19 protein-coding genes are annotated in these 19,804 nt (G+C 63.7%); 6 read left to right on the forward strand and 13 right to left on the reverse strand.

Features of this window, described 5'->3' with window-relative positions; all coding sequences use genetic code 11:
- Window positions 1–58 precede the first annotated feature (58 nt).
- From D2V04_RS14830 to D2V04_RS14840, 3 genes are read left to right on the forward strand one after another with little or no spacing between them, the layout of a single operon-like run.
- Window positions 59–1,339 (forward strand): spinster family MFS transporter, encoded by a 1,281-nt coding sequence (locus D2V04_RS14830; protein WP_119514497.1) that lies wholly within the window; start codon window positions 59–61, stop codon window positions 1,337–1,339.
- Window positions 1,336–2,097 carry an SDR family NAD(P)-dependent oxidoreductase gene (locus tag D2V04_RS14835; protein ID WP_119514498.1) on the forward strand — a complete coding sequence of 254 codons (762 nt, stop codon included), beginning with the start codon at window positions 1,336–1,338 and terminating at the stop codon, window positions 2,095–2,097. Before D2V04_RS14830 ends, D2V04_RS14835 begins: the two co-directional genes overlap by 4 nt.
- A 54-nt stretch (window positions 2,098–2,151) precedes the next feature.
- Window positions 2,152–2,850, forward strand: a complete 699-nt coding sequence (locus D2V04_RS14840) for a GntR family transcriptional regulator (protein WP_119514499.1) — start codon at window positions 2,152–2,154, stop codon at window positions 2,848–2,850.
- Between the two features lie 44 nt (window positions 2,851–2,894).
- Here D2V04_RS14840 and D2V04_RS14845 read toward each other — a convergent pair whose 3' ends face one another.
- Genes D2V04_RS14845 through D2V04_RS14855 form a run of 3 tightly spaced genes read right to left on the reverse strand, consistent with a single transcriptional unit; the run spans window position 2,895 to window position 6,024 of the window.
- Complete coding sequence (locus D2V04_RS14845) at window positions 2,895–3,299, reverse strand: nuclear transport factor 2 family protein (protein ID WP_119514500.1); 405 nt, start codon at window positions 3,297–3,299, stop codon at window positions 2,895–2,897.
- Entirely contained in the window at window positions 3,299–5,041 is a 1,743-nt protein-coding gene (locus tag D2V04_RS14850) for a class I adenylate-forming enzyme family protein (RefSeq protein ID WP_119514501.1), read from the reverse strand. The genes D2V04_RS14845 and D2V04_RS14850 overlap by 1 nt, the downstream gene beginning before the upstream one ends.
- Window positions 5,038–6,024 (reverse strand): phosphotransferase family protein, encoded by a 987-nt coding sequence (locus D2V04_RS14855; protein ID WP_228766471.1) that lies wholly within the window; start codon window positions 6,022–6,024, stop codon window positions 5,038–5,040. The genes D2V04_RS14850 and D2V04_RS14855 overlap by 4 nt, the downstream gene beginning before the upstream one ends.
- Before the next feature lie 510 nt (window positions 6,025–6,534).
- On the opposite strand from D2V04_RS14855, the gene D2V04_RS14860 reads away from it, so the two are divergent.
- A complete protein-coding gene (locus D2V04_RS14860; protein ID WP_228766472.1) occupies window positions 6,535–7,695 on the forward strand; it encodes a CaiB/BaiF CoA transferase family protein in 1,161 nt (386 codons plus the stop codon).
- A gap of 45 nt (window positions 7,696–7,740) precedes the next feature.
- On the opposite strand, the gene D2V04_RS14865 is transcribed toward D2V04_RS14860, so the two are convergent.
- From D2V04_RS14865 to D2V04_RS14905, 9 genes are all read right to left on the reverse strand, one after another.
- A complete protein-coding gene (locus D2V04_RS14865) occupies window positions 7,741–8,619 on the reverse strand; it encodes a hydroxymethylglutaryl-CoA lyase (protein ID WP_119514503.1) in 879 nt (292 codons plus the stop codon).
- Window positions 8,620–8,629: 10 nt separating this feature from the next.
- Window positions 8,630–9,784, reverse strand: a complete 1,155-nt coding sequence (locus D2V04_RS14870) for an acyl-CoA dehydrogenase family protein (RefSeq protein WP_119514504.1) — start codon at window positions 9,782–9,784, stop codon at window positions 8,630–8,632.
- Entirely contained in the window at window positions 9,781–10,587 is an 807-nt protein-coding gene (locus D2V04_RS14875; RefSeq protein WP_119514505.1) for an acyl-CoA dehydrogenase family protein, read from the reverse strand. Before D2V04_RS14875 ends, D2V04_RS14870 begins: the two co-directional genes overlap by 4 nt.
- Window positions 10,588–10,615: 28 nt before the next feature.
- Complete coding sequence (locus tag D2V04_RS14880; RefSeq protein WP_119514506.1) at window positions 10,616–11,038, reverse strand: GlcG/HbpS family heme-binding protein; 423 nt, start codon at window positions 11,036–11,038, stop codon at window positions 10,616–10,618.
- A 38-nt stretch (window positions 11,039–11,076) separates the two neighbouring features.
- Window positions 11,077–12,054 (reverse strand): alpha-ketoacid dehydrogenase subunit beta, encoded by a 978-nt coding sequence (locus tag D2V04_RS14885; RefSeq protein WP_228766473.1) that lies wholly within the window; start codon window positions 12,052–12,054, stop codon window positions 11,077–11,079.
- On the reverse strand, window positions 12,054–13,034 hold the full coding sequence (locus D2V04_RS14890) for a thiamine pyrophosphate-dependent dehydrogenase E1 component subunit alpha (RefSeq protein ID WP_119514507.1): 981 nt from the start codon (window positions 13,032–13,034) through the stop codon (window positions 12,054–12,056). Before D2V04_RS14890 ends, D2V04_RS14885 begins: the two co-directional genes overlap by 1 nt.
- Window position 13,035: 1 nt before the next feature.
- Window positions 13,036–13,275, reverse strand: a complete 240-nt coding sequence (locus D2V04_RS14895) for a biotin/lipoyl-containing protein (protein WP_119514508.1) — start codon at window positions 13,273–13,275, stop codon at window positions 13,036–13,038.
- Between the two features lie 38 nt (window positions 13,276–13,313).
- Window positions 13,314–13,712, reverse strand: coding sequence for a nuclear transport factor 2 family protein (locus D2V04_RS14900; protein WP_119514509.1), 399 nt, complete (start codon window positions 13,710–13,712; stop codon window positions 13,314–13,316).
- 61 nt (window positions 13,713–13,773) lie between these two features.
- Window positions 13,774–15,264, reverse strand: coding sequence for a flavin-containing monooxygenase (locus tag D2V04_RS14905; protein WP_228766474.1), 1,491 nt, complete (start codon window positions 15,262–15,264; stop codon window positions 13,774–13,776).
- A 273-nt stretch (window positions 15,265–15,537) separates the two neighbouring features.
- Between D2V04_RS14905 and D2V04_RS14910 the strand changes: the two genes are divergently transcribed.
- Window positions 15,538–17,265, forward strand: coding sequence for a thiamine pyrophosphate-binding protein (locus D2V04_RS14910; protein ID WP_119514510.1), 1,728 nt, complete (start codon window positions 15,538–15,540; stop codon window positions 17,263–17,265).
- A gap of 33 nt (window positions 17,266–17,298) precedes the next feature.
- Here D2V04_RS14910 and D2V04_RS14915 read toward each other — a convergent pair whose 3' ends face one another.
- Window positions 17,299–18,195: a LysR family transcriptional regulator gene (locus D2V04_RS14915; protein ID WP_119514511.1), complete on the reverse strand. Its 897-nt coding sequence runs from the start codon at window positions 18,193–18,195 to the stop codon at window positions 17,299–17,301.
- A 91-nt stretch (window positions 18,196–18,286) separates the two neighbouring features.
- Between D2V04_RS14915 and D2V04_RS14920 the strand changes: the two genes are divergently transcribed.
- Window positions 18,287–19,783 carry a CoA-acylating methylmalonate-semialdehyde dehydrogenase gene (locus tag D2V04_RS14920; protein WP_119514512.1) on the forward strand — a complete coding sequence of 499 codons (1,497 nt, stop codon included), beginning with the start codon at window positions 18,287–18,289 and terminating at the stop codon, window positions 19,781–19,783.
- The last annotated feature ends 21 nt before the right edge of the window (window positions 19,784–19,804 follow it).

Raw genomic sequence — 19,804 nt, forward strand, 5'->3', positions numbered from 1 at the left:
GCCGGCCGCTCCGAACACCGGAGCAGCCGGTGATACGGCAAGAAGCAGCGCCGGATGGATGCTCGGTCTGCTGACCACGGGCTATGGGCTCAACCTGCTCGACCGGCAAATCATCAATATCCTGTCGGAACCGATCAAGCGCGATCTCGGCCTGGCGGACTGGCAACTCGGGGCTCTGAGCGGCCTGTCATTTGCTCTGCTCTACAGCGTGGCCGCTTTGCCGATCGCCCGCTATGCGGACCGATCGAACAGGGTTCGGGTCGTCGGTGCAGCGATCCTGATATGGAGCTTTTTCACCGCAGCGACGGCCATGGCCGGCAGCTTCGTACAGATGCTGATCTTTCGGCTGGGAGTGGGAGTCGGGGAAGCCGGCGGCGCCCCGCCCTCCCAGTCGCTGATAGCGGATCGTTTTCCAGCCAACCGCCGCTCCGGCGCGCTCGCCATATTCGCCCTGGGCGCCCCCGTAGGCGCCGCCATCGGCCTGATCGGCGGCGGGCTTCTTGAAGGGGTGATCGGCTGGCGCTGGACCATGGTGTGCGCGGGGGTTCCGGGGCTCCTCATCGGTGCGCTGGTGCTGCTTACTTTGCGCGACACCCGCGCAGCGCACGGCGGCAAGGCGACGGGCGCTGCTGAAACACCGAGCCTGATCGCAGCGTTGAAATTGCTGCTTTCACGCCGAACATTCACGCTCATCGCGTTCGCAAGCGCCCTGCTCAGTTTCTGTAATTACGGTGCGATGGCGTTCGCTGGTTCGTATTATCTTCGCCTCCATTCACCAGAGCTCACCAAGATCGGGGCGGCGGTTGGACAAGAACCGCTCGGCGTAATCGGGCTCGGACTCGGCATTTTTGGAGCCACAGGCGGCGCGCTCGGCGCTTTGGTCGGGGGCCGGCTCGGCGACCGGTTCGGTGTCGGAAACTTGCGCGCCCTGGTGCTAATCCCTGCCATCGGCTCCTTGCTCGGCACGATCAGCTATGCGGTGATGTTCACGGTCCCCAGCGCGGCGATGTCGTTGGTAGTATTCGCGGTGGCAGCATTCTTCACGAGCGTCTGGTACGGTCCTGGCACGCTGGCGATGCAGCGCCTGGCGGGCGCAGATGCAAAGGCTACGGCCCTCGCAGTGGCTTTGTTCATCAACAGCGCGGTCGGGCTGAGCTTCGGCCCCCTGCTGATCGGGTTCGCCAGCGACCTGCTCGCTCCCAGCCTAGGCGAGGGTGAAGGACTTCGAGCAGGAATTCTCCTCGGTCTCGTCGCCGGGCTGGCGTCAGGCTTTCTCTATTGGCGCGCTAGCCGCTCGATCGCCCGCGAGATTGCAGAGGTCGAGGGTGTTGCCAAATGAAGATCAAGGGAAGCGGATTTGTCATCGCCGGAGGCGGATCGGGGCTGGGATTGACCACTGCGCTCAGCTTGCGAGAGGCGGGAGCTCGGGTGGGAGTGCTCGATCTGAAACAAGGCGAGTGGGACGGCGCGTTCGCACATGCGGATGTTGCTGACGAAACCGGCGTAGATCGGGCCCTGGACGCACTCGCGAGTGAGATTGGCCAGCTTCGCGGCCTTATCAACACTACGGGTATCGGGCACTCCGGCCTGTCCGCCGGGCCGGACCGGAAAGTGACCGCAGAGGGGTTTCGCCGTGTGCTCGACGTCAATACGCTCGGCAGCTTCATCCTAGCGCAGGCCGCGGCTGAACGCATGATCGCCTCCGAAGCAGATAAACAGGGCGAACGCGGTGTCATCATCAATACCTCGTCTATCGTGGCCTTTGAGGGACAGATCGGCACCGCCGCCTATGCTGCGGCAAAAGGCGGTATCAATGCGATGACCCTGCCTCTCGCACGTGAGTTCGGTCCGTACGGGATCAGGGTAGTCACCATCGCCCCGGGTATCTTCGAGACACCGATGTTCTCGCAAGCACGGGGTCCCATGGTGGATTGGCTGCGCGAGCAAGTGATCTACCCCGATCGACCCGGCGACGCTGTTGAATTCGCAGAAATGGTGGCGCATATCGTGTGCAATCGGATGCTAAACGGCACAGTGATCCGGCTGGATGGCGCTTATCGTGTCCCGTCGGGCAGGCACGACTGGTGGGTCGATTGAGACAGTCTGGGCGGCATAGTCGCGGCGCCGGTACAACAGGGTAAGGACGCAGTTTTGGTCAAAGCGGTCGACATCGCCTACGAAACCATCCGCGATGGAATCCGAAACGGCACATATCCCCCCGGATCACACCTTACTGCGCAAGCGTTGGCCGAAGCATCCGGGTTCAGCCGGACACCTGTGCGCGAGGCGATGCGCCGCCTCCATGCCGAGGCACTGATCCAGTTCATCCCCAATCGTGGTGCATTCGTCGCCACCTGGAGCCGGCGCGAAATCGAGCAAATCTACGACTTGCGCATCCTGCTCGAAAGCTTCGCTGCGCGTGAGGCAGCGTTGCACATTTCCGACGAGCAGCTCGGTCGCCTGCGCGAGATTGCGCAGCAGATGCACGCGACCACGCAGAGGGACGCGCCCGACGTCGAGAAAGTGACGGAGTTGAACGACGAGTTCCACAAGCTCGTGCTCGATGCCAGCGGAAACGTGCGGCTGCGTAATCTGCTCGGCAGCATCGTGGAGATACCACTCGTTCTCAACACTTTCAGGTCGTATTCGCTCGAGCAGATCCGACGCTCGTCAGCCCAGCATCTCGAACTCACGGACGCCTTCGCCGCGCGCGAGCCCGACTGGGCGGCGGCGATCATGACCGCGCACATCCGCTCGGCGCGTCAGACGCTCATGTCCAAGACGGACGGTGGGGAATCTGCCGCACTCCCGGCGGAGGGTAACGCGCCCGGCGAGAGTGGCGAGGACTAGAACGGACCTTCGGTGGCAATGACGCGCTGGATAGTGCCTCGGTGTCACTCGTCCGCCGGCTTAGTGCTCTTGTGCGCCATTGCCCCGGTAGCAGCCGAATCGTGATAGGCATCCATCCGCGCGATGCGGCCATCGGTCACGGTGCAGATGCAGCAGCACATGTCGCGGATCGATCGCCCGTCCGGCATCGCCACGATCAGGGTGTGCTGCTGCACGAAACCCTCCGGCGTCGGACTGCGGCGGATATCCTCATAGCGGAATTCGACAGCGCTGGTGCGGATGGTATCGAGGTTACGGATGGTCGTCGGCACATCTGTGAACGCATTGTCGGTATTGTGCCAGACCAGCGCGCCGGGTGCAAAGATCTGCCGCAAGTCCTCCAAGTCGCCGTGCTCGACGGTCTCAAATAGACGTTGCCCGGCTTCGAGTGCGGCCTCGTTCTCCACCATTATGGTTCTCCGTTCTCGTAGTTCGCGCTCTGCGGCAATCGTTCCCGCGCAGACACCATCGCATCACGTAGTTGCCGCTTGATCACCTTCCCGGCGGCATTCCGCGGCAGGCTGGCCGTCCGCACTTCGATCCGCTCCGGCACCTTGAAGGCTGGAAGATCGGCCGCAACCCGTTCGCGCACTGCCTCCGCAGTGAGAGTGGCGCCGGCGTGCAAAGTAACAACCGAGGCGACGATTTCCCCCATGAGGCGATCCGGCAAACCAAAAACGGCACATTCAACCACCTCTGGAAGCCGGGCGATCGCCTCTTCCACCTCGGCGCAATAGACGTTCTCGCCGCCGCGGATCACCATGTCCTTCTTCCGGTCCATGACGTAGAGAAAGCCCTCGTCGTCCATCGTTACGATGTCGCCTGTCCGATACCAGCCATTGTGAAGCGCCGCCTCGGTCGCCTCGTCGTTGTTCCAATAGCCACGAAACACCTGCGGACCGTGGACCCACAGTTCGCCCGGGTCGCCCGGCGCCACATCATTGCCGTGGTCGTCCACAATGCGGACGTCGCAGCACGGCACCGCAGTGCCGACACTGTCGGGCCGCGCGAGCAAGTCCTCATGACTGTTGGAAGCGACGAGGGACGACGTCTCGGTCGCACCGTAACCTTGTGCCGGCACGGCGCCGGGGAAACGGGATTGCACGCCCGCTGCGAGATCCCCTGGAGCGGGTGCTCCGCCGTAGGTAACCGTATGCACTGTCTCCAGCCCGGGCGTCCCTCCATTGGGCAGGCGTTCCAGAAGTTGCACGACCAAAGTCGGCACCAGGATGAGAACATGCGCGCCTTCACGCTCGATCAGGCCAAGCGCTTGTTCGATATCCCAGCGGTACATCAGGACCAGCCGATTCCCCCGCGCCAGCGCCGGGACCAGCGCCGAATGCATACCCGTCGCGTGGAAGAGAGGGAGAGGCAGGAGAACAACCTGTTGCGCGACAGCAGGAGCCGGAGGCCAAGCCTCTCCGCGACGCAGGGCTGCCCGCGCTGCGCGGTATTGCGTATTGACCAGATTCGTAAGCGCGGCGCGATGCGTGCCAAGCGCACCTTTGGCTTCGCCCGTCGTTCCCGATGTAAAGCAAATCATGGCAAGATCGTCAGGCCTCAGGCCACGGTCGGGAGCCGGACGATCGGGTAACTTTGACCAACCCTCGGCGGCTCCGATCAGGGCTTCGAACGTGTCCTCACCGGTACCATGACGAACTGTGACGAGCGTCGACCCATGATCCTCTCCCCCGAGCCGCTCTGACCGTTCGCCGTCGACTACGATGACTTTCACGCCGCTCTTTCGGATCATGCGGGCAAGGTTCTCGCCGGTTTCCCAAGCATTCAGCGGAACGAACACGGCACCTATCGCCATGGCTGCGAAGGCGCAGACGGACCATTCGGGAAAGTTGCGCATGGCAACGGCCACGCGGTCGCCTTTGGCCACGCCGTAGCGTTCGGCAAGAACTCGGCCGAACGCGTTCGCCGCGCGCCAGTGTGCCTCGAAGCTTATGCGCTCGCCTTCGTAGACCAAGAATTCGGCGTCACCGAAGCGGCGGCTCTCGTCGAGCACCTGCCGCATATGCGCAGGGGCATTGACGTAGGTTCGGACCGCTCGACCGGCGATCGATTCTGTGCGCATTTCAAATGGCGCTCCCGGCGCCGTGAGCGCCGCGCGCGCCTCCGCGACCGAGCAAACCGGCCAGTTCATACGGGAGCTCCCGCACGGCGAGCGTTTTCCCAGGCCGCGCGAGCCAGCGGCCCGACGCGACCTTGCGCCGACAGCGCCCGGTCGTTGTTGGCTTGTCCCTGAGCCGCGCGTCTTGCAACACCCTGCAAGATGGCGGCAAGGCGGAAGAGATTGAATGCGATGTACCAGTCGATCGGCCGGTCCAGCACCCGTCCGCTCTCGGCGAGATAGCGATCGAGCGCTTCCTCCATCGTCGGAATGCCCGCGGTTGCGAAGTCGACCGTGTCCATTGCGATCCGCTCGCCGGGGGGCATGCGCCACATCATCAGATAATAAGTCAGATCGGCAACCGGATCGCCCAGCGTACACAGCTCCCAATCGAGCAGTGCAGCGATCTCGGGCCGGTCAGATCTCAACACCATGTTGTCGATACGATAATCGCCGTGGACGATACGCGCCGACGCTTCGGATGGCATCGTTTCGGGAAGCCAGTCGATCAGCTTTTCCATGTGCTCGTCGTGCGGTGCTTCCGACGAGCGGTACTGCTTGGTCCAGCGGGTGAGCTGGCGGGCGAAATAGTTTCCCGGTTTTCCAAAGGTCGCAAGGCCGATCTCCGCTGGGTCGAAATCGTGCAGCGCCACCAGCGCGTCGATCTGCGCGTCGTAGATAGCGCGCCGATCCCGCGGGCGTTCACCGGGAAGCTTGGGATCCCACAAGATCCGACCTTCCACCAATTCCATCAAGAAGAAGGCGGAGCCGATGATCGATTCGTCTTCGCATAGCCCGAAGGTGCGCGGAACGGGGAAGCCATGCGGACCGAGCGCCGACATGACGGTGTACTCGCGCTCGATCGCATGAGCCGAACGCAAGAGCGTGCCAGGGGGCTTGCGGCGCAGGACATAATCTCGCCGGGGCGTGCCAAGACGAAAAGTGGGATTTGATTGCCCCCCGGCGAACCGCTCGACCGCTACCGGTCCCTCGTGATCGTCAATATGCCGCGCCATCCATTGCTCCAGCCGGCGGGCAGCCTCGGGATCAATGTCCCCCACTCGCGACACCGAGGGCGCATCAGCGGAATACGATGACATTCACTTCCTCTCTCCGGCAGGTCTGGAAACCGCTCGATCTCGCGATCTTCGACAAGAAACACTCTTGCCATTTGCATGCAATTTAGTCAAAGCTTCTGTGCATCAACGGTGGTTGCGGATCGGCAGGCTTTAGGATCGACGCGCTACCAAGGAGGGGGATTGCCTTGTCGATTGGTGCAAAAATGGCTTTATCTCCCCGAGTTGCCAGAGGACGGGGCACGGCAGCCGGAAAGGTCCGCAAGTCTCAGTCGATCGGAGAACGGCGCCTGTGCGCCATAGCAGTGGTCGGCAAACTGCATCCGATTTGGATAGAAGCGGCCCCTGCCACGGCTGATCAAAGGGTCCGGCCAGTTGGCGATCGAGCCGTCGGTCCCGGAACCGCCGGCGGCATCGGCGCACATGGGTGACAAAGGCGGTACAATCAAATTGACGGAACAGACGGAAAAAAAGGGCGCGCTCCACGGCATTCGGGTCGTCGAGGTCGGTCAGCTCATCGCCGGGCCCTTCTGCGGGCAGTTGCTTGGCGACATGGGGGCCGAGGTGGTGAAGATCGAACCCCCGGAGACGGGCGATCCGATGCGCGCCTGGGGGCAAGGCGACAGGCCAACCTGGTGGCGCGTGATCGGACGCAACAAGTATTCAGTTGCTGCGAATCTCCGAACGCCTGACGGGCAAGAGCTCGCCCGAAAGCTGATCCTCAAAGCCGACGTCCTGATCGAGAATTTCCGACCCGGCACGCTTGAGCGATGGTCGCTCGATCCCGAGGAACTGATCAAGCTCAACGAACGCCTTATCGTTGTTCGCGTCTCCGGATATGGGCAGACGGGACCCTATGCTCAGCGGGCGGGTTTCGGCGGCATCGCCGAAGCTATGGGCGGCTGGCGCAAGATCGTCGGCGAACCCGACCGGCCACCGTCGCGCATGGGCATTTCGATCGGCGATACCTTGGCGGCAACCTATGGTTGCATGGGCGCGCTTGCCGCTCTGCACGAGCGCGAGACGAGCGGCAGGGGTCAGATCGTGGACGTGGCTCTTTACGAGTCGGTGCTGCAGGTCATGGAAGGGCTCATTCCCGAGTGGGCGGTCGCCGGGCACAAGCGCGAGCGAACAGGCTCACGTTTGCCGGGCATCGCACCGTCGAACGTCTATCGCTGCAGTGACGGAGAATTCCTGATAGGCGCAAACCAGGACAGCGTCTTTGCACGGCTGTGCGACGCGATGGGGCGGCCCGACCTCATATCCGATCCACGCTATGCCGATCACGCCGCGCGCGGGCGCCACCAGCAGGAACTCGACGATCTTATCAGTGCGTGGACTGCGCAGTTCACGGTTGATGAACTCGAAGGCACGATGATCGAATACGGTGTGCCGGCCGGCCGGATCCTCGACGCCGAAGACATGTTGTCCGACCCGCATTTCGCCGCACGCGAGGCAATCGTGACCGTGGACGATCCCGAACTCGGCCCCACCCCCATGCAAGGCACCTTTCCCAAACTCTCGCGTACCCCCTCAAGCGTGCGCCGCAATGCGCCACGCGAAGTGGGACAGGATACCGATGAAATCAGGCGGCGCTGGCTGGGTGAATGAACCGGCCAGCCGAAGCGATGGCCAGGTGCCCAGCAGCGTATCGGATCAGCAACCGCCGGACATCCGCGCGCGAACGAGGGCACTGACCCTATCGCGGGATAGTTCGCCGTTCAGCCAGAGAGCGGTGTCGATCAGCGCATCAAGATCGATCTCGAAGTCCGTGCCGAGGGCATAGGCGAGATCCTCCGTGGCGAGATTCCCCGCCGCACCGGGCGCAAAAGGACAGCCGCCCGTCCCTCCGATCGCCGCGTCGAGAATGCTGGCTCCGCCGCGGATGGCGGCAAGAGCGTTGGCCACGCCCATTCCGCGCGTATCGTGCAGGTGAACGCGCACCGGCAGGGGAGCGACCGCTTCCTTGACGAGGCGCGTCAGCTCCTCGACTTCGCTGGGCCTTGCAACGCCGATGGTGTCCGCCAGGCCAATCTCGAGACTTCCTGCTTCTGCCAGCTTGCGAGCCATCGCCAAGACCTGGTTCCGGGGCGTTGGCCCTTCGAACGGACAACCCCAGGCCACAGCGATCATTGCATGCGCGTCACGTTTCTCCGACCGAAGCAGATTCAGAACATCGCACGCCTCGGCCAGTGATTGCTCACTGGTCTGGCGCTGGTTGCGCATCCCGAAGGTGTCGCTGGCAACACAGACGAATCCCACCTCGTCGACGTTCGTATCGAGCGCTCGCAAGGCACCCCGCTTGTTCAACACCAAACCGATATACCGCGCTGCACCGGGCCGGAGCCTGGCGACCACCTCCTCGGCTCCCGCCATCTGCGGGACCGCATCGGGCCTCACGAAGCTGGCGACCTCGAGCCGGCGAGCACCTGCTGCGATCGCACGCTCGATCAACGCGACTTTGCTGTCGACCGGCAGAGTCACCGGCTCGTTTTGCAGTCCATCTCTCGGGGAAACCTCGACCAGTTCGATCATCCCGATCTCCTCAGCGCAGCCCCAGTTGCCGCGCGATGATGCCGCGCAGGATCTCACGCGTTCCGCCCCGGAGTGAAAACGCGGGAGCGGCCATCGTGGTATAGGCGAGCACGGCAGCGAAATCGCTAGTGCTCTGCAGGTCCGGCTCCTCGTCGACGAGGCTGCGCGCGATATCGGGCAGGTCCTGTTCGAAGGTGGCGCCGAGATCCTTGACGATCGCGGCATGGACTGTCGGATCTTCGCCTGCCTCGAGCAGGGCAGCCACACCACGCGACATCTGCCGCAACGTGACTAGGTGCGCGAACAGGCGGCCAACCGCACTCTGCGCCGCAACGCTCTCGCTGCTTCGCAGAGCGCCGATCAGTTCGATCAGGAGTTGGATGGAGGAAAGAAACCGCTCCGGTCCCGACCGTTCATAGGCCAGTTCCCCCATCACCTGGGCCCAGCCTTGCCCTTCCGTGCCAAGGAGCGCGTCGGGAGGCAGAACTGCGTCTTCGAAGTGGACTTCGTTGAAATGATGCTGGCCCATCAGGTCGTGGATCGGCCGTACGGTAACGCCGCTCGTGGCTTTCATATCGACCAGCAACTGGCTCGTCCCCTTGTGCCGATCCGCGGGCGAGCCCGAGGTGCGGCAGAACAGGATCATGTAATCGGCTTCGTGGCCGTAGGTCGTCCAGAGCTTCGTACCGTTGACCTTCCATGAGCCATCGCCCTGCCGTTCCGCCCGGGTCCGCGTGGCGGCGAGATCGGAGCCGGCGTCGGGTTCGCTCATCCCGATGCAGAACACGCATTCTCCGGCCGCTATGCGCGGTAGGATTGCGCGCTTCTGTGCTTCCGTACCGTGGCGCAGAAGCGTGGGGCCGCTCTGCCGGTCGGCGATCCAGTGCGCCGCGACCGGAGCGCCTGCTGCCAGGGTTTCCTCCACCACCACATAACGTTCGAAGGCGCTACGTTCGTGCCCGCCGTATTCCTTGGGCCAGGTCATGCCGAGCCAGCCCCGTCGGCCCATGGCGCGGCTGAATTCGCGGTCGAATCCGTTCCAGCTTTCCGCGCGCTCGAGCGGTATCCGTTGAGCATTGGTCTCGGCGAGAAAGGTGCGGACTTCCGTCCGCAAGACTTCTGCCGTTTCGCTCTCGACCGGGGGAGGAAAAGTCAGCGTAGTCATGCCGCGGTTACCATTGGCCAGAGAGCATCGGGACCAGCAGCCAGAACTTGTCGGCCGACCTGGCGCGTCCACCACGCCTGCGTCCCGTACTCATCGCGCCATCTCCAGAGCGAAGTCGTATAGAGGTGGAGGCGATGCTCACGGGCATAGCCGATCGCGCCGTGCAACTGATGCGCGATGGCGGCCGCTTTCGAGCTTGCTTCGCCGATCCGCGCCCGGGCGATGCCAATCGCCAGAGTCGCAGAGGAGCCGCCCTGCGCTAACCGGGCGACGGCATGCTCGGCCGCCGCCTGACCGGCGGCAACCTCGCTTGCCAGGATGGCGAGCGAATGCTGAACGGCTTGGAACTTTGCCAACGGCCTGCCGAACTGGCTGCGTTCCTGCACATGGGAAATGGTCATGCCGAGGATCATGTCGAGCGCCCCCGCCATCTGCATGGCCCGCGCCAACGCTGCCACTTCCCTCTGCTCTGCAGTCAACTCACCGAGTAGTTCGACCGGGCCCTCGGCAGAGACGGTACCGCCCTCCGCTGCGAAGCGGTTGGCGAGCATGGTCTCGACCAGCGGCCAAGGCGCGATGCGACGCCCGCAGATGCGCACGAGTTCGAAGGCGTCGGCATCGGAGAGGCCGAGCCCGCCCTGCTCCTCGCTCGTCAGCGCGAAGGGCAGACCCATTTCCTCGATCTGCCGCCATCCGTCGGCACGATCTTGCTCGGCCATGGGCTGACCGATGGGCGCGCGCGCCGACAAATCGCTCAGCAGGCGCTGCGCGGACTCGAAGAGTATCGAAGAGATATCATCCATGCGAGGCGCCCGAGGTCGATTGCAAGGCCTAGCCGGCCAGCGCAGCGAGGGCCGCTTCGGCTACGGCCATGTCCTGCTCGTAGTGCCCGCCGCTCACACCGATCGCGCCGATGATCTGATCGTTCTCGCTCACCGGATAGCCGCCGCCGAATACGACCAGGCGCGGTGTATGGACGATGCCGTGCAGGAGCGGCGGATCGTTCTTGATGAAGTCATACCAGCCATGGCTCGGCATGCCGAAGCTCACGGCGGTATAGGCCTTGTTGGTCGCGATATCGATCGAGAGAAGCGCGGCGCCGTCCATCCGGCGAAAAGCCTTGAGATTGCCGGATTCGTCTACGACCGAGATGCACATCGGCACGCCCATCTCTTCCGCCTTGGCGGTCGCGGCCTCGATCAGGCGATCGCTCGCCTCCTGCGTGATGGAACCTTTTGTGATGCTGTTTGCCATTGGGGTCTCCCTTGGAATTCGAATTGCGCGGGTTGAGATCAGGTGATCGCGCGCACGGCGTCGATGATCCGATCCTTGCTCACGAAGAGCCGTTTCTCGAGCGCGGCGTTGTAGGGCACGTGGACCTGCGGCGCCGCAACACGCTGGATCGGCCTTTTGAGGCTTTCGAAGCCTTCCTCCGAGACCACGGCGGCGATTTCGGACGCCACGCTGCCCACCTTGTGCGAATTGTCGGCGACGATCAGCCGGCCGGTCTTGGCCACCGAGGTGAGAATGGTTTCCTTGTCGAGCGGCACGATCGTGCGCAGGTCGATCACTTCGGCCTCGACACCGTCCTTCGCCAGCGCATCGGCTGCGGACAGCGCATGCGGCAGGCATCCGGCGATCGAGACGATGGTGACGTCTCCGCCCTCGCGCCGTACGGCAGCCTTGCCGATCGGCACGAGGAAATCCTCGTCGGTGGGGACCTCTTCCTTCTTGCCCCAGAGGTTGATGTCCTCGAATATCACGACCGGGTCGTCGTCGCGGATCGCCGCTTTGAGCAGGCCCTTGGCATCGCTCGCAGTCGACGGCGCCAGAACCTTCAGCCCCGGCGTATTCATGAACAGCGGATAGGGACGGTCGGCGTGCTGGGCCGCGGTGCGGTTGTTGTAGAACGTGCTTGTGCGCACCACCAGCGGCACTGCCAGTTGCGCGCCGGTCATGAAGCGCAGCTTCGCCGCCTGGTTGATGATCTGGTCCGAAGCGAGGTAGCAGAAGCTCGCAATCGTCAGATCGACTATCGGGCGCAGGCCGGTCAGCGCGGCGCCGACCCCCACGCCGACGAAGCTGTTTTCCGAAATCGGCGTGTTGCGCAGCCGCTTGTTGTCGAATTCGTCGAACAGCGACTGAGCGCCGTAGACTGCAATGTCCTCGCCCATCAGGATCACGCGCTCATCCCGGCGCATTTCCTCACGCTGCGCTTCCACGATGGCCTGGAGGTACGACAGCTTCTGGGTCGCGTTGCGCATGGTCATCAGAGCTCTCCCTCACCGGCGGGTGCACTGATCGGGTTGACGTACATGCTGTCCCAGAGATCGCTCATCTCGGGCTCCGGGCTGGCCTTGGCGAATTCCACCGCTTCGTCGATGGTGGTGCGCACCTCTGCCTCGATCGCCTCGATTTCGGAAAGCAGGTCGCGCGTTTGCAGGACGGCGCGGTAGAGCGTGATCGGATCGCGCTCATTGCGATGATGCTCGATCTCTTCCTTGCTGCGGTATTCGATCGGGATGGCGAGCCGGTTCGAGTGCTCGTCGAACCGGTAGGTCTTGGCCTCGATCAGTGTCGGTCCTTCGCCGGCCCGCGCCCGTTCGACTGCTTCGAGCGTCACCGCGTGTACGGCCTCGGCATCCTGCCCATCCACGACCACCCCGGGAATTCCGTATCCGTCGGCGCGGCGCGCGATCTCGGGCTGACCGTGCGACTTCTCGACCGGCGTGGTCACGGCGTAGCCGTTGTTCTCGCAGAAATAGATGACCGGCAGTTTCCACACCGCGCCCATGTTCACGCTCTCACTGAAAGTGCCCTGGTTGACCGCGCCGTCGCCAAAGAAGCACAGGCTGACCTGGTCGCTGCCACGCACCTGCGCGCTCAACCCCGCGCCGGTCGCGAGTGGGAAACCGCCGCCGACGATCGCGGATTCGCAGATCAGACCCAGTTTGGTGTCGGTCAGGTGCATCGACCCGCCCAGTCCCTTGCAGATGCCCGTCCGCTTACCGAAGATCTCCGCCATCAACGGCCCGATCTCTGCGCCCTTACCGATCGGATGACCGTGCGAACGGTGCGTGCCCGTGACGTAGTCGTCGTCACGCAGGGCCATGCACGCGCCGGCGATCGCGCCTTCCTGCCCGATACTGAGGTGACCGACCGGGTTGTGCGCAATCAACGCCTCTTCGAACAGGCGAATGCGCAGCATCCGCCGGAACATCTCGAGCTGCTGCGCGCGGTCCAGCGGCATGTCAGGCTTCCTCGATCGTGGCGATCTCGGTGCCGATGTCGACGGTCTCGTCGACCTGCACCACGATCGATGCCAGAGTGCCGGAAGCCGGAGATTCGACTTCCACGGTCGACTTCGCAGTCTCGACTTCGGCGATGACTTCGCCCGCTTCGACCTGCTCGCCGACGTTCTTGAGCCAATTGACGATCGTCGCTTCCGTCACGCCCATGCTGATGCTGGGAAGCTCAACGCTGACTGCCATGCAATTCGTCTCCGTTATCAATATGCGTCCCCGAAAGGTCAGCCCTTTCGGTAGAAGAAGTCCTCGGGATTAAAGTTCATCCAGTAGCGCTTGACCCGCCCTTCCTCGTTGAATTCGAATTGCGAGGAACCCGGCGCACTCACCGGCTGCCCGTCGAACGACCCATGGATGGTCCAGCCTGTGGCTGCGAAGGGCGGGTCGATAATCGTGCGTTCCACCACGCGGTGATAGTCGGCGAGCGCGCCGAAAGCGCGCCGCTCGACCTCGCGCTCACTCGCGCGATCGGGCACATGAGCGCCGTTGCGCCAACCCTCGACATCGGGCGCCATCACCTCGTCGATACCGGCGCTTACTTCCTCGACGCTTGTATGCGGCCGGGCGTTCTCTGTTTCGTTCAGGGTGCGAAGCGCCTTTGCAATGGCCTCACGGGTGATCATGTCGCTCTCCTTTACAATTGCTGGCCTGGGCCGATCTGTCGTCCGCGGACGCGCCGCCGATTCACCGCACCTCGAAATCCTCCATCCGCGGCGCGGCGGTTTCTTCGACGAAACGGTCGTAGGAAAAGGTCCACGATGCAGGCACACCATTTTTATCGAGGTACCAACTGTCGCAGCCGGTAACCCAGACCGTCTTGCGAGCGGCCTCGCAGCGCTCGGCTTCGAAGGTATGCATGGCTTCGGGGGTGGCGCTCACTTCAGAATATTCGCCGCAGCGAATACCGTCGATTAGCTGCATGATATATTCGATCTGATGCTGCGCGACCTCGACCAGCGAGAAGTTGCCGATGGGACTGTTCGGGCCGTTGAGTAGGAAGAAATTGGGAAAATTCGGGACGCTTACGGACAAGTAAGCGAGCGGTCCGTCGGCCCAGACATCGTCCAGGTCGATGCCATCGCGCCCCACTACCCGAGTTGGGCGAATGAAACGATCGACAAGGAACCCGGTTGCAAGAACCAGGACATCGAGATCGTGCAGCGCCCCGTCGGCGGTGCGCACGCCGGTCGGTTCGATTCGCCGGATCGGTGACGTGACGAGGTCGGCATTCGGTTGCTGAATGGCGTCGTAGAACGTGCTGGAGATGACCAGCCGCTTGCAGGCGACCCGGTAATCCGGTGTAAGCCTGCGCCGCAGCTCGGGATCCTTCACCGTATCGAGGTTCTCGCGGCAGATCTGCTCTATCGCGGCCAGTTCGGGCGAATCGACGTCAATGACCGCGGTGGCGAAGCCCTCGAGAGTCTTGGCCCTCAGTTCGCGGATCAGCGCTTCGAGCGCCTCCGGATCCTTGCGGAAACGGGCCTTGTCCTCCTCGCTGTACGGCACGTTGTCCCGGGGCAGGACCCATTGCGCCGTACGTTGAAACAGGTCGAAACGCTTTGCCCGAGGCACCAAAGCCGTCGCAAGCTGGGCGGCGGTCGAGCCCGTGCCGATCACGCCGATACGCTTGCCATCCAACGCAACGTCATGATCCCAGCGCGCCGAGTGGAATACGGCGCCTTTGAATGTCTCGATACCTTCGAACTGCGGAATGTTGGGGTGATGCAGCACCCCTGTGGCAGCGATGACAAAGTCATACCTGCCTTCATACCCGTTGGCGCACGCGAGATCCCAGGCGCCCTCGCGATAGCGGAGTTCGGTGACTTCGCTGTTGAAGCGCGTACGCTCCAAAACGCCGAAATCATGCGCGACCCGTTGGAAATAGGCGCGAATGTCCTTGCCCTCGGCCATCAATGAATCCCATTCGGGATTGCGCGCAAACGAATAGGTATACCAATGGGCGGCGACGTCGCAGGCGAGGCCGGGATAGGTGTTCTCCCGCCAGGTGCCCCCAACGCCATCGCCCTTCTCGAACACGTCGCATTCGATGCCGCGATCCCGCAGCTTGATTGCCGCCAGGATACCAGCCATACCTGCACCGATCACCGCCACACGCAGCGATGGGCGCTCACGGCGCTCATCTAGATCTGCTCCGTTCTGCGCGACCTGGGCCAATTTTCAAGCGCTCCTGACTTCGAGAGCGAACCCGTGGGTGGATCCGGCCTCCCGATATTGCATCCAATCAATGCCGGTTCAACCGATAAATTCCCAAACCCATCAAAGCACAAATATTCGGCCTCGTCACGGCGATGATCCACCACGGGCAGTCGCATTCAGCGAGATGCCATTCATTGGAAAATGCATTCTCTATTGCATACAATTGGCTTGTGTTGGCGCGGCCACTGACATAGGCATGAGAAAAGAAGCATGACGGCTTGGGAGAATCCAATGACGAAGAAGCGCGCTGCCGGTGAACTGGTCGCCGCAACACTGGCCGGCCTCGGCGTAAGCGAGATATTTGCTCTGCATGGCAGCCACCTCGATCCGCTCTACATGGCTTGCGAGGAGTTCGGCATAAGGCTCACCGACACGCGGCACGAAGCGTCGGCCGGCCACGCGGCCGATGCCTACGCGCGTTCGTCAAACGGAAAGCTGGGCGTCTGTGCAGTCACTGCCGGCCCGGGCTTTACCAATGCGCTGACCGCCATGGCGAACGCGCATCTCGACCGAATTCCGACTCTCTTCATTGCCGGCGCCGCTCCGCTGCGTGAGGTCGAGGCCAATACGTTGCAGGGCGGCTTCGACGCCGTGGCCATGGCCCGCCCGGTCACCAAATGGGCGCAGCGCGTCGCCGAGCCCGAACGAATCGTCGAGTTCGTCCGCCGGGCCGGAGAGATCGCGCTTAGCGGCCCTCCGGGCCCCGTCTTTCTCGAGATTCCGATCGATGTCATGTTCTGGCCGACCGACCAGGCGCCGCCCGAGACCGATTCATGGGAGCGGCCCGTGCCTCCGGCCCCGCGGCCCGACGCCGTCACCAAGGTTCTCGACATGCTTCGAGGGGCCGAGCGACCGGTTATCATCGCGGGCGGCGGGGTGATGCTGACCGATTCAGGCGAGCGCCTGCGCCAGCTGGCCGAACTTGTCGGCGTTCCCGTGATCGCCAGTCAGAAGGCCCTCGGCGTCCTTCCCGACGATCACCCGCTCTACGCCGGCGCCGCGGCCGGTCTGGCCGCGGCAGCCGCTTCGGGCGCAGCGGCCGATGCCGTTCTGTTGATCGGTGCGCGCATGGGCATGTTCCTCGGCGGTGCAATGGGCGCGATCATTCCGCAGGACGCTTACGTCGCGCAAGTGGAGGTAAATCCGGAAGAAATCGGCCGCGTCCGAATGGCCGACCTGCCCATCGTCGCGGACGCGGGCACGACGATCGATGCACTGATCGAAGGCGGGCAAGGCGAGAGCTGGCCCGAGCGAACCGATTGGGCCAACAAGCTGCGCAGCTTCCGTTCGATGGCCCGCGACGGTTTCGCCAGCGCGCCGAAGGAGCCGAGCCCCGGCAAGATTCATCCGGGCCACGCCGTTGCCGCGATCATGGACGCGCTGCCCGAGGGAACGGCGGTGATCGCCGACGGCGGCGAGGCCGGCAATTGGGTCGGCGACCTCGTCCGTTCTCCGGGCGCGGGCCAGCACCTGCGGTGCGGCTATCTCGGCTGCCTGGGCATCTCGCCCGGCTTTGCGATTGGCGCCGCCCGCGCCAATCCCGATCGCCCGGTAATCTGTTTTGCGGGCGATGGCGGCGTGGGTTTCAACATACAGGAATTCGACACGATGGTTCGGCACGGTCTGCCGATCGTCACCGTTATCCTGAACAACTCCGAATGGGGCATGTCGCGCAACGCGCAGAATCTCCTTTACGGCAAGGATCGCGAAGTCATCGTCGCGCTCGATGATACGCGCTACGATCTCGTCGCGAGCGGCTTCGGCGTCGAGGCCCGGCGGATCGACCGGTATGAAGACATCACCAGCGCCATCGAAGAGGCATTTGCCTCGGGCAAGCCGTACTGCCTCAATATAATAACCGATCCGGCGGTCATGCACCCGCGTACGAAGATGATGGTTGGCGATAGCGCCGGAGAAGACGACGTGCCGATCCCGTACTACGCCAACATCAAAACCTGATCGCCGCTTCGGACGTTCGGGTGCGCTTGCGCGTTAATCCGGCATCAATACCCTGCGGCCCGTCCGTACGCAGTCGAGCAGCCATTCCTTGGCGAGGCGTACGCGGGCGAGGTTCTGGGTGTCCCGGTGGGTCACGATCCAGAAGCTGCGGCGGATGGAGCGGTCGGGGCAGACGGGGACGAGATCCGCGCCGCGATCGCCGATGAACCGCGGCAGGACGCCGATGCCCACCCCCTCCTCGATCAGGCGGTTCTGCGCGTTGATGCTGGACGAGCGGATATGCGCCGTCAGCCCGGCATGGAAGTCGTCGAGGTAGTTGAGTTCGGGCGCATAGAGCAGGTCGGGGATGTAGCTCACCAGCGTGTGGCCCTGCGCGAGGTCGCGCGGACGCTGCGGCATGCCGTATGCGGCGAGATAGCGACGGCTCGCATAGAGCATCAGACTGTAATCCGAAAGCTTGCGGCAGATGACCGGCCCGGCCTTGGGACGCGAAAGCATGACGGCGATGTCCGCTTCGCGCTTCGAGGGACTCAGGAATCCGCTGTTCGCGACCAGCTCGATCGAAAGGTTCGGGTGGGCTCGGGCGAAATCGGGGAGATACAACGTCAAAAACTGACTGCCGAAGCCTTCCGAGACACTGAGGCGCAGATTTCCGCCGAGGCCGGTCTGGCGGCTCTGAACCGCGTCGATCGTGCGGGCCGCCTGCGCCATGGCCTCGGCTTTGGCCAGCAGGCTCTCGCCCGCTTCGGTCAACGTCTGGCCTTCGCGCGTGCGCTCGAACAGGGTAATCTCGAGCTGCCGCTCCAGCCTCCGCAATCGGCGGCCCAGCGTGGTTGGATCGAGCCGGAGAGCACGCGCCGCCCGGCCGATCTGGCCTGCTTCCGCCACCGCCAGGAACACGCGGATGTCGTTCCAGTTGAGATCCTGCATATTTGCAGCCTCTACCTGCGAAATTGAAGGTTGTCTGCAAGCTTGCAATCGGCACGATCCACGCCCAACGCGTTGGTAGAGGAGATATGTCATGCGCCAGGTCGACCATTTCATCGTCGGAGGAAGCGGCGGCGGGTCCGGGCGCACGCACAAGGTGTGGAACCCCTCCACCGGCGAGGTTCAGGCCGAAGTCGCGCTGGGCGATGCCGCTCTGCTCGACCGCGCGATCGCGGCTGCGAAGAAGGTTCAGCCCGGCTGGGCGATGACCAACCCGCAGCGGCGCGCGCGGGTGATGTTCCGTTTCAAGGAACTGATCGAAGCCAACATGCAGGACCTCGCCGAGCTTCTCGCCAGCGAGCACGGCAAGGTGGTCGACGACGCCAAGGGCGACGTGCAGCGCGGACTGGAAGTGATCGAATACGCCTGCGGCATCCCACAGGTACTGAAAGGCGAATACACGCTCGGCGCCGGCCCGGGCATCGACGTCTATTCGATGCGCCAGCCGATCGGTATCGGCGCGGGCATCACCCCGTTCAACTTCCCGGCCATGATCCCGATGTGGATGTTCGGCATGGCGATCGCGGCGGGCAACGCCTTCATCCTCAAGCCGAGCGAGCGCGATCCGAGCGTGCCGGTGCGGCTCGCCGAGCTGTTTCTGGAAGCCGGCGCGCCCGAGGGGCTGCTGCAGGTCGTTCACGGCGACAAGGAAATGGTCGATGCGATCCTCGACCACCCCGACATTGCTGGCGTCAGCTTCGTTGGCAGCAGCGACATTGCGCACTACGTCTACAAGCGCGGGGTGGAGAACGGAAAGCGCGTCCAAGCGATGGGCGGCGCGAAGAACCACGGCATCGTGATGCCCGACGCCGATCTCGATCAGGTGGTGAACGATCTGGCCGGCGCCGCCTTCGGTTCGGCCGGCGAGCGCTGCATGGCGCTGCCCGTGGTGGTGCCCGTGGGCGAGGACACTGCCGAGCGGCTTAAGGAGAAGCTGATCCCCGCGATCAACGCCCTGCGCGTCGGCGTTTCGAACGATCCGGACGCGCACTACGGCCCGGTGGTCACACCCGAGCACAAGGCGCGGATCGAGCAGTGGATCGACACCGCCGAGCAGGAAGGCGCCGAGATCGTGGTCGATGGGCGCGGGTTCAGCCTGCAAGGGCACGAGAAGGGCTTCTTCGTCGGCCCGACGCTGATCGACCGGGTGACGCCGAAGATGAAATCCTATCAGGAGGAGATCTTCGGCCCGGTGCTCCAGATCGTACGCGCGGCAGACTTCGAGGAAGCGGTGCGCCTGCCGAGCGAGCACCAGTACGGCAACGGGGTCGCCATCTTCACCCGCAACGGCCACGCCGCGCGGGAATTTGCCAGCCGGGTCAATGTCGGCATGGTCGGCGTGAACGTCCCCATCCCCGTACCGGTGAGCTATCACTCGTTCGGCGGCTGGAAGCGTTCCGGTTTCGGCGACACCAACCAGTACGGCACCGAAGGGCTCAAGTTCTGGACCAAGGTCAAAACCGTCACCCAGCGCTGGCCCGACGGCGGGGGCGACGGGTCGAACGCCTTCCTCATCCCGACGATGGGCTGAGCCGGGATAATCCGCGCGGTT

Origin of the sequence: Pelagerythrobacter aerophilus (genome assembly GCF_003581645.1) — a bacterium.
In the GTDB taxonomy this organism is placed as follows: Bacteria; Pseudomonadota; Alphaproteobacteria; order Sphingomonadales; family Sphingomonadaceae; genus Pelagerythrobacter; species Pelagerythrobacter aerophilus.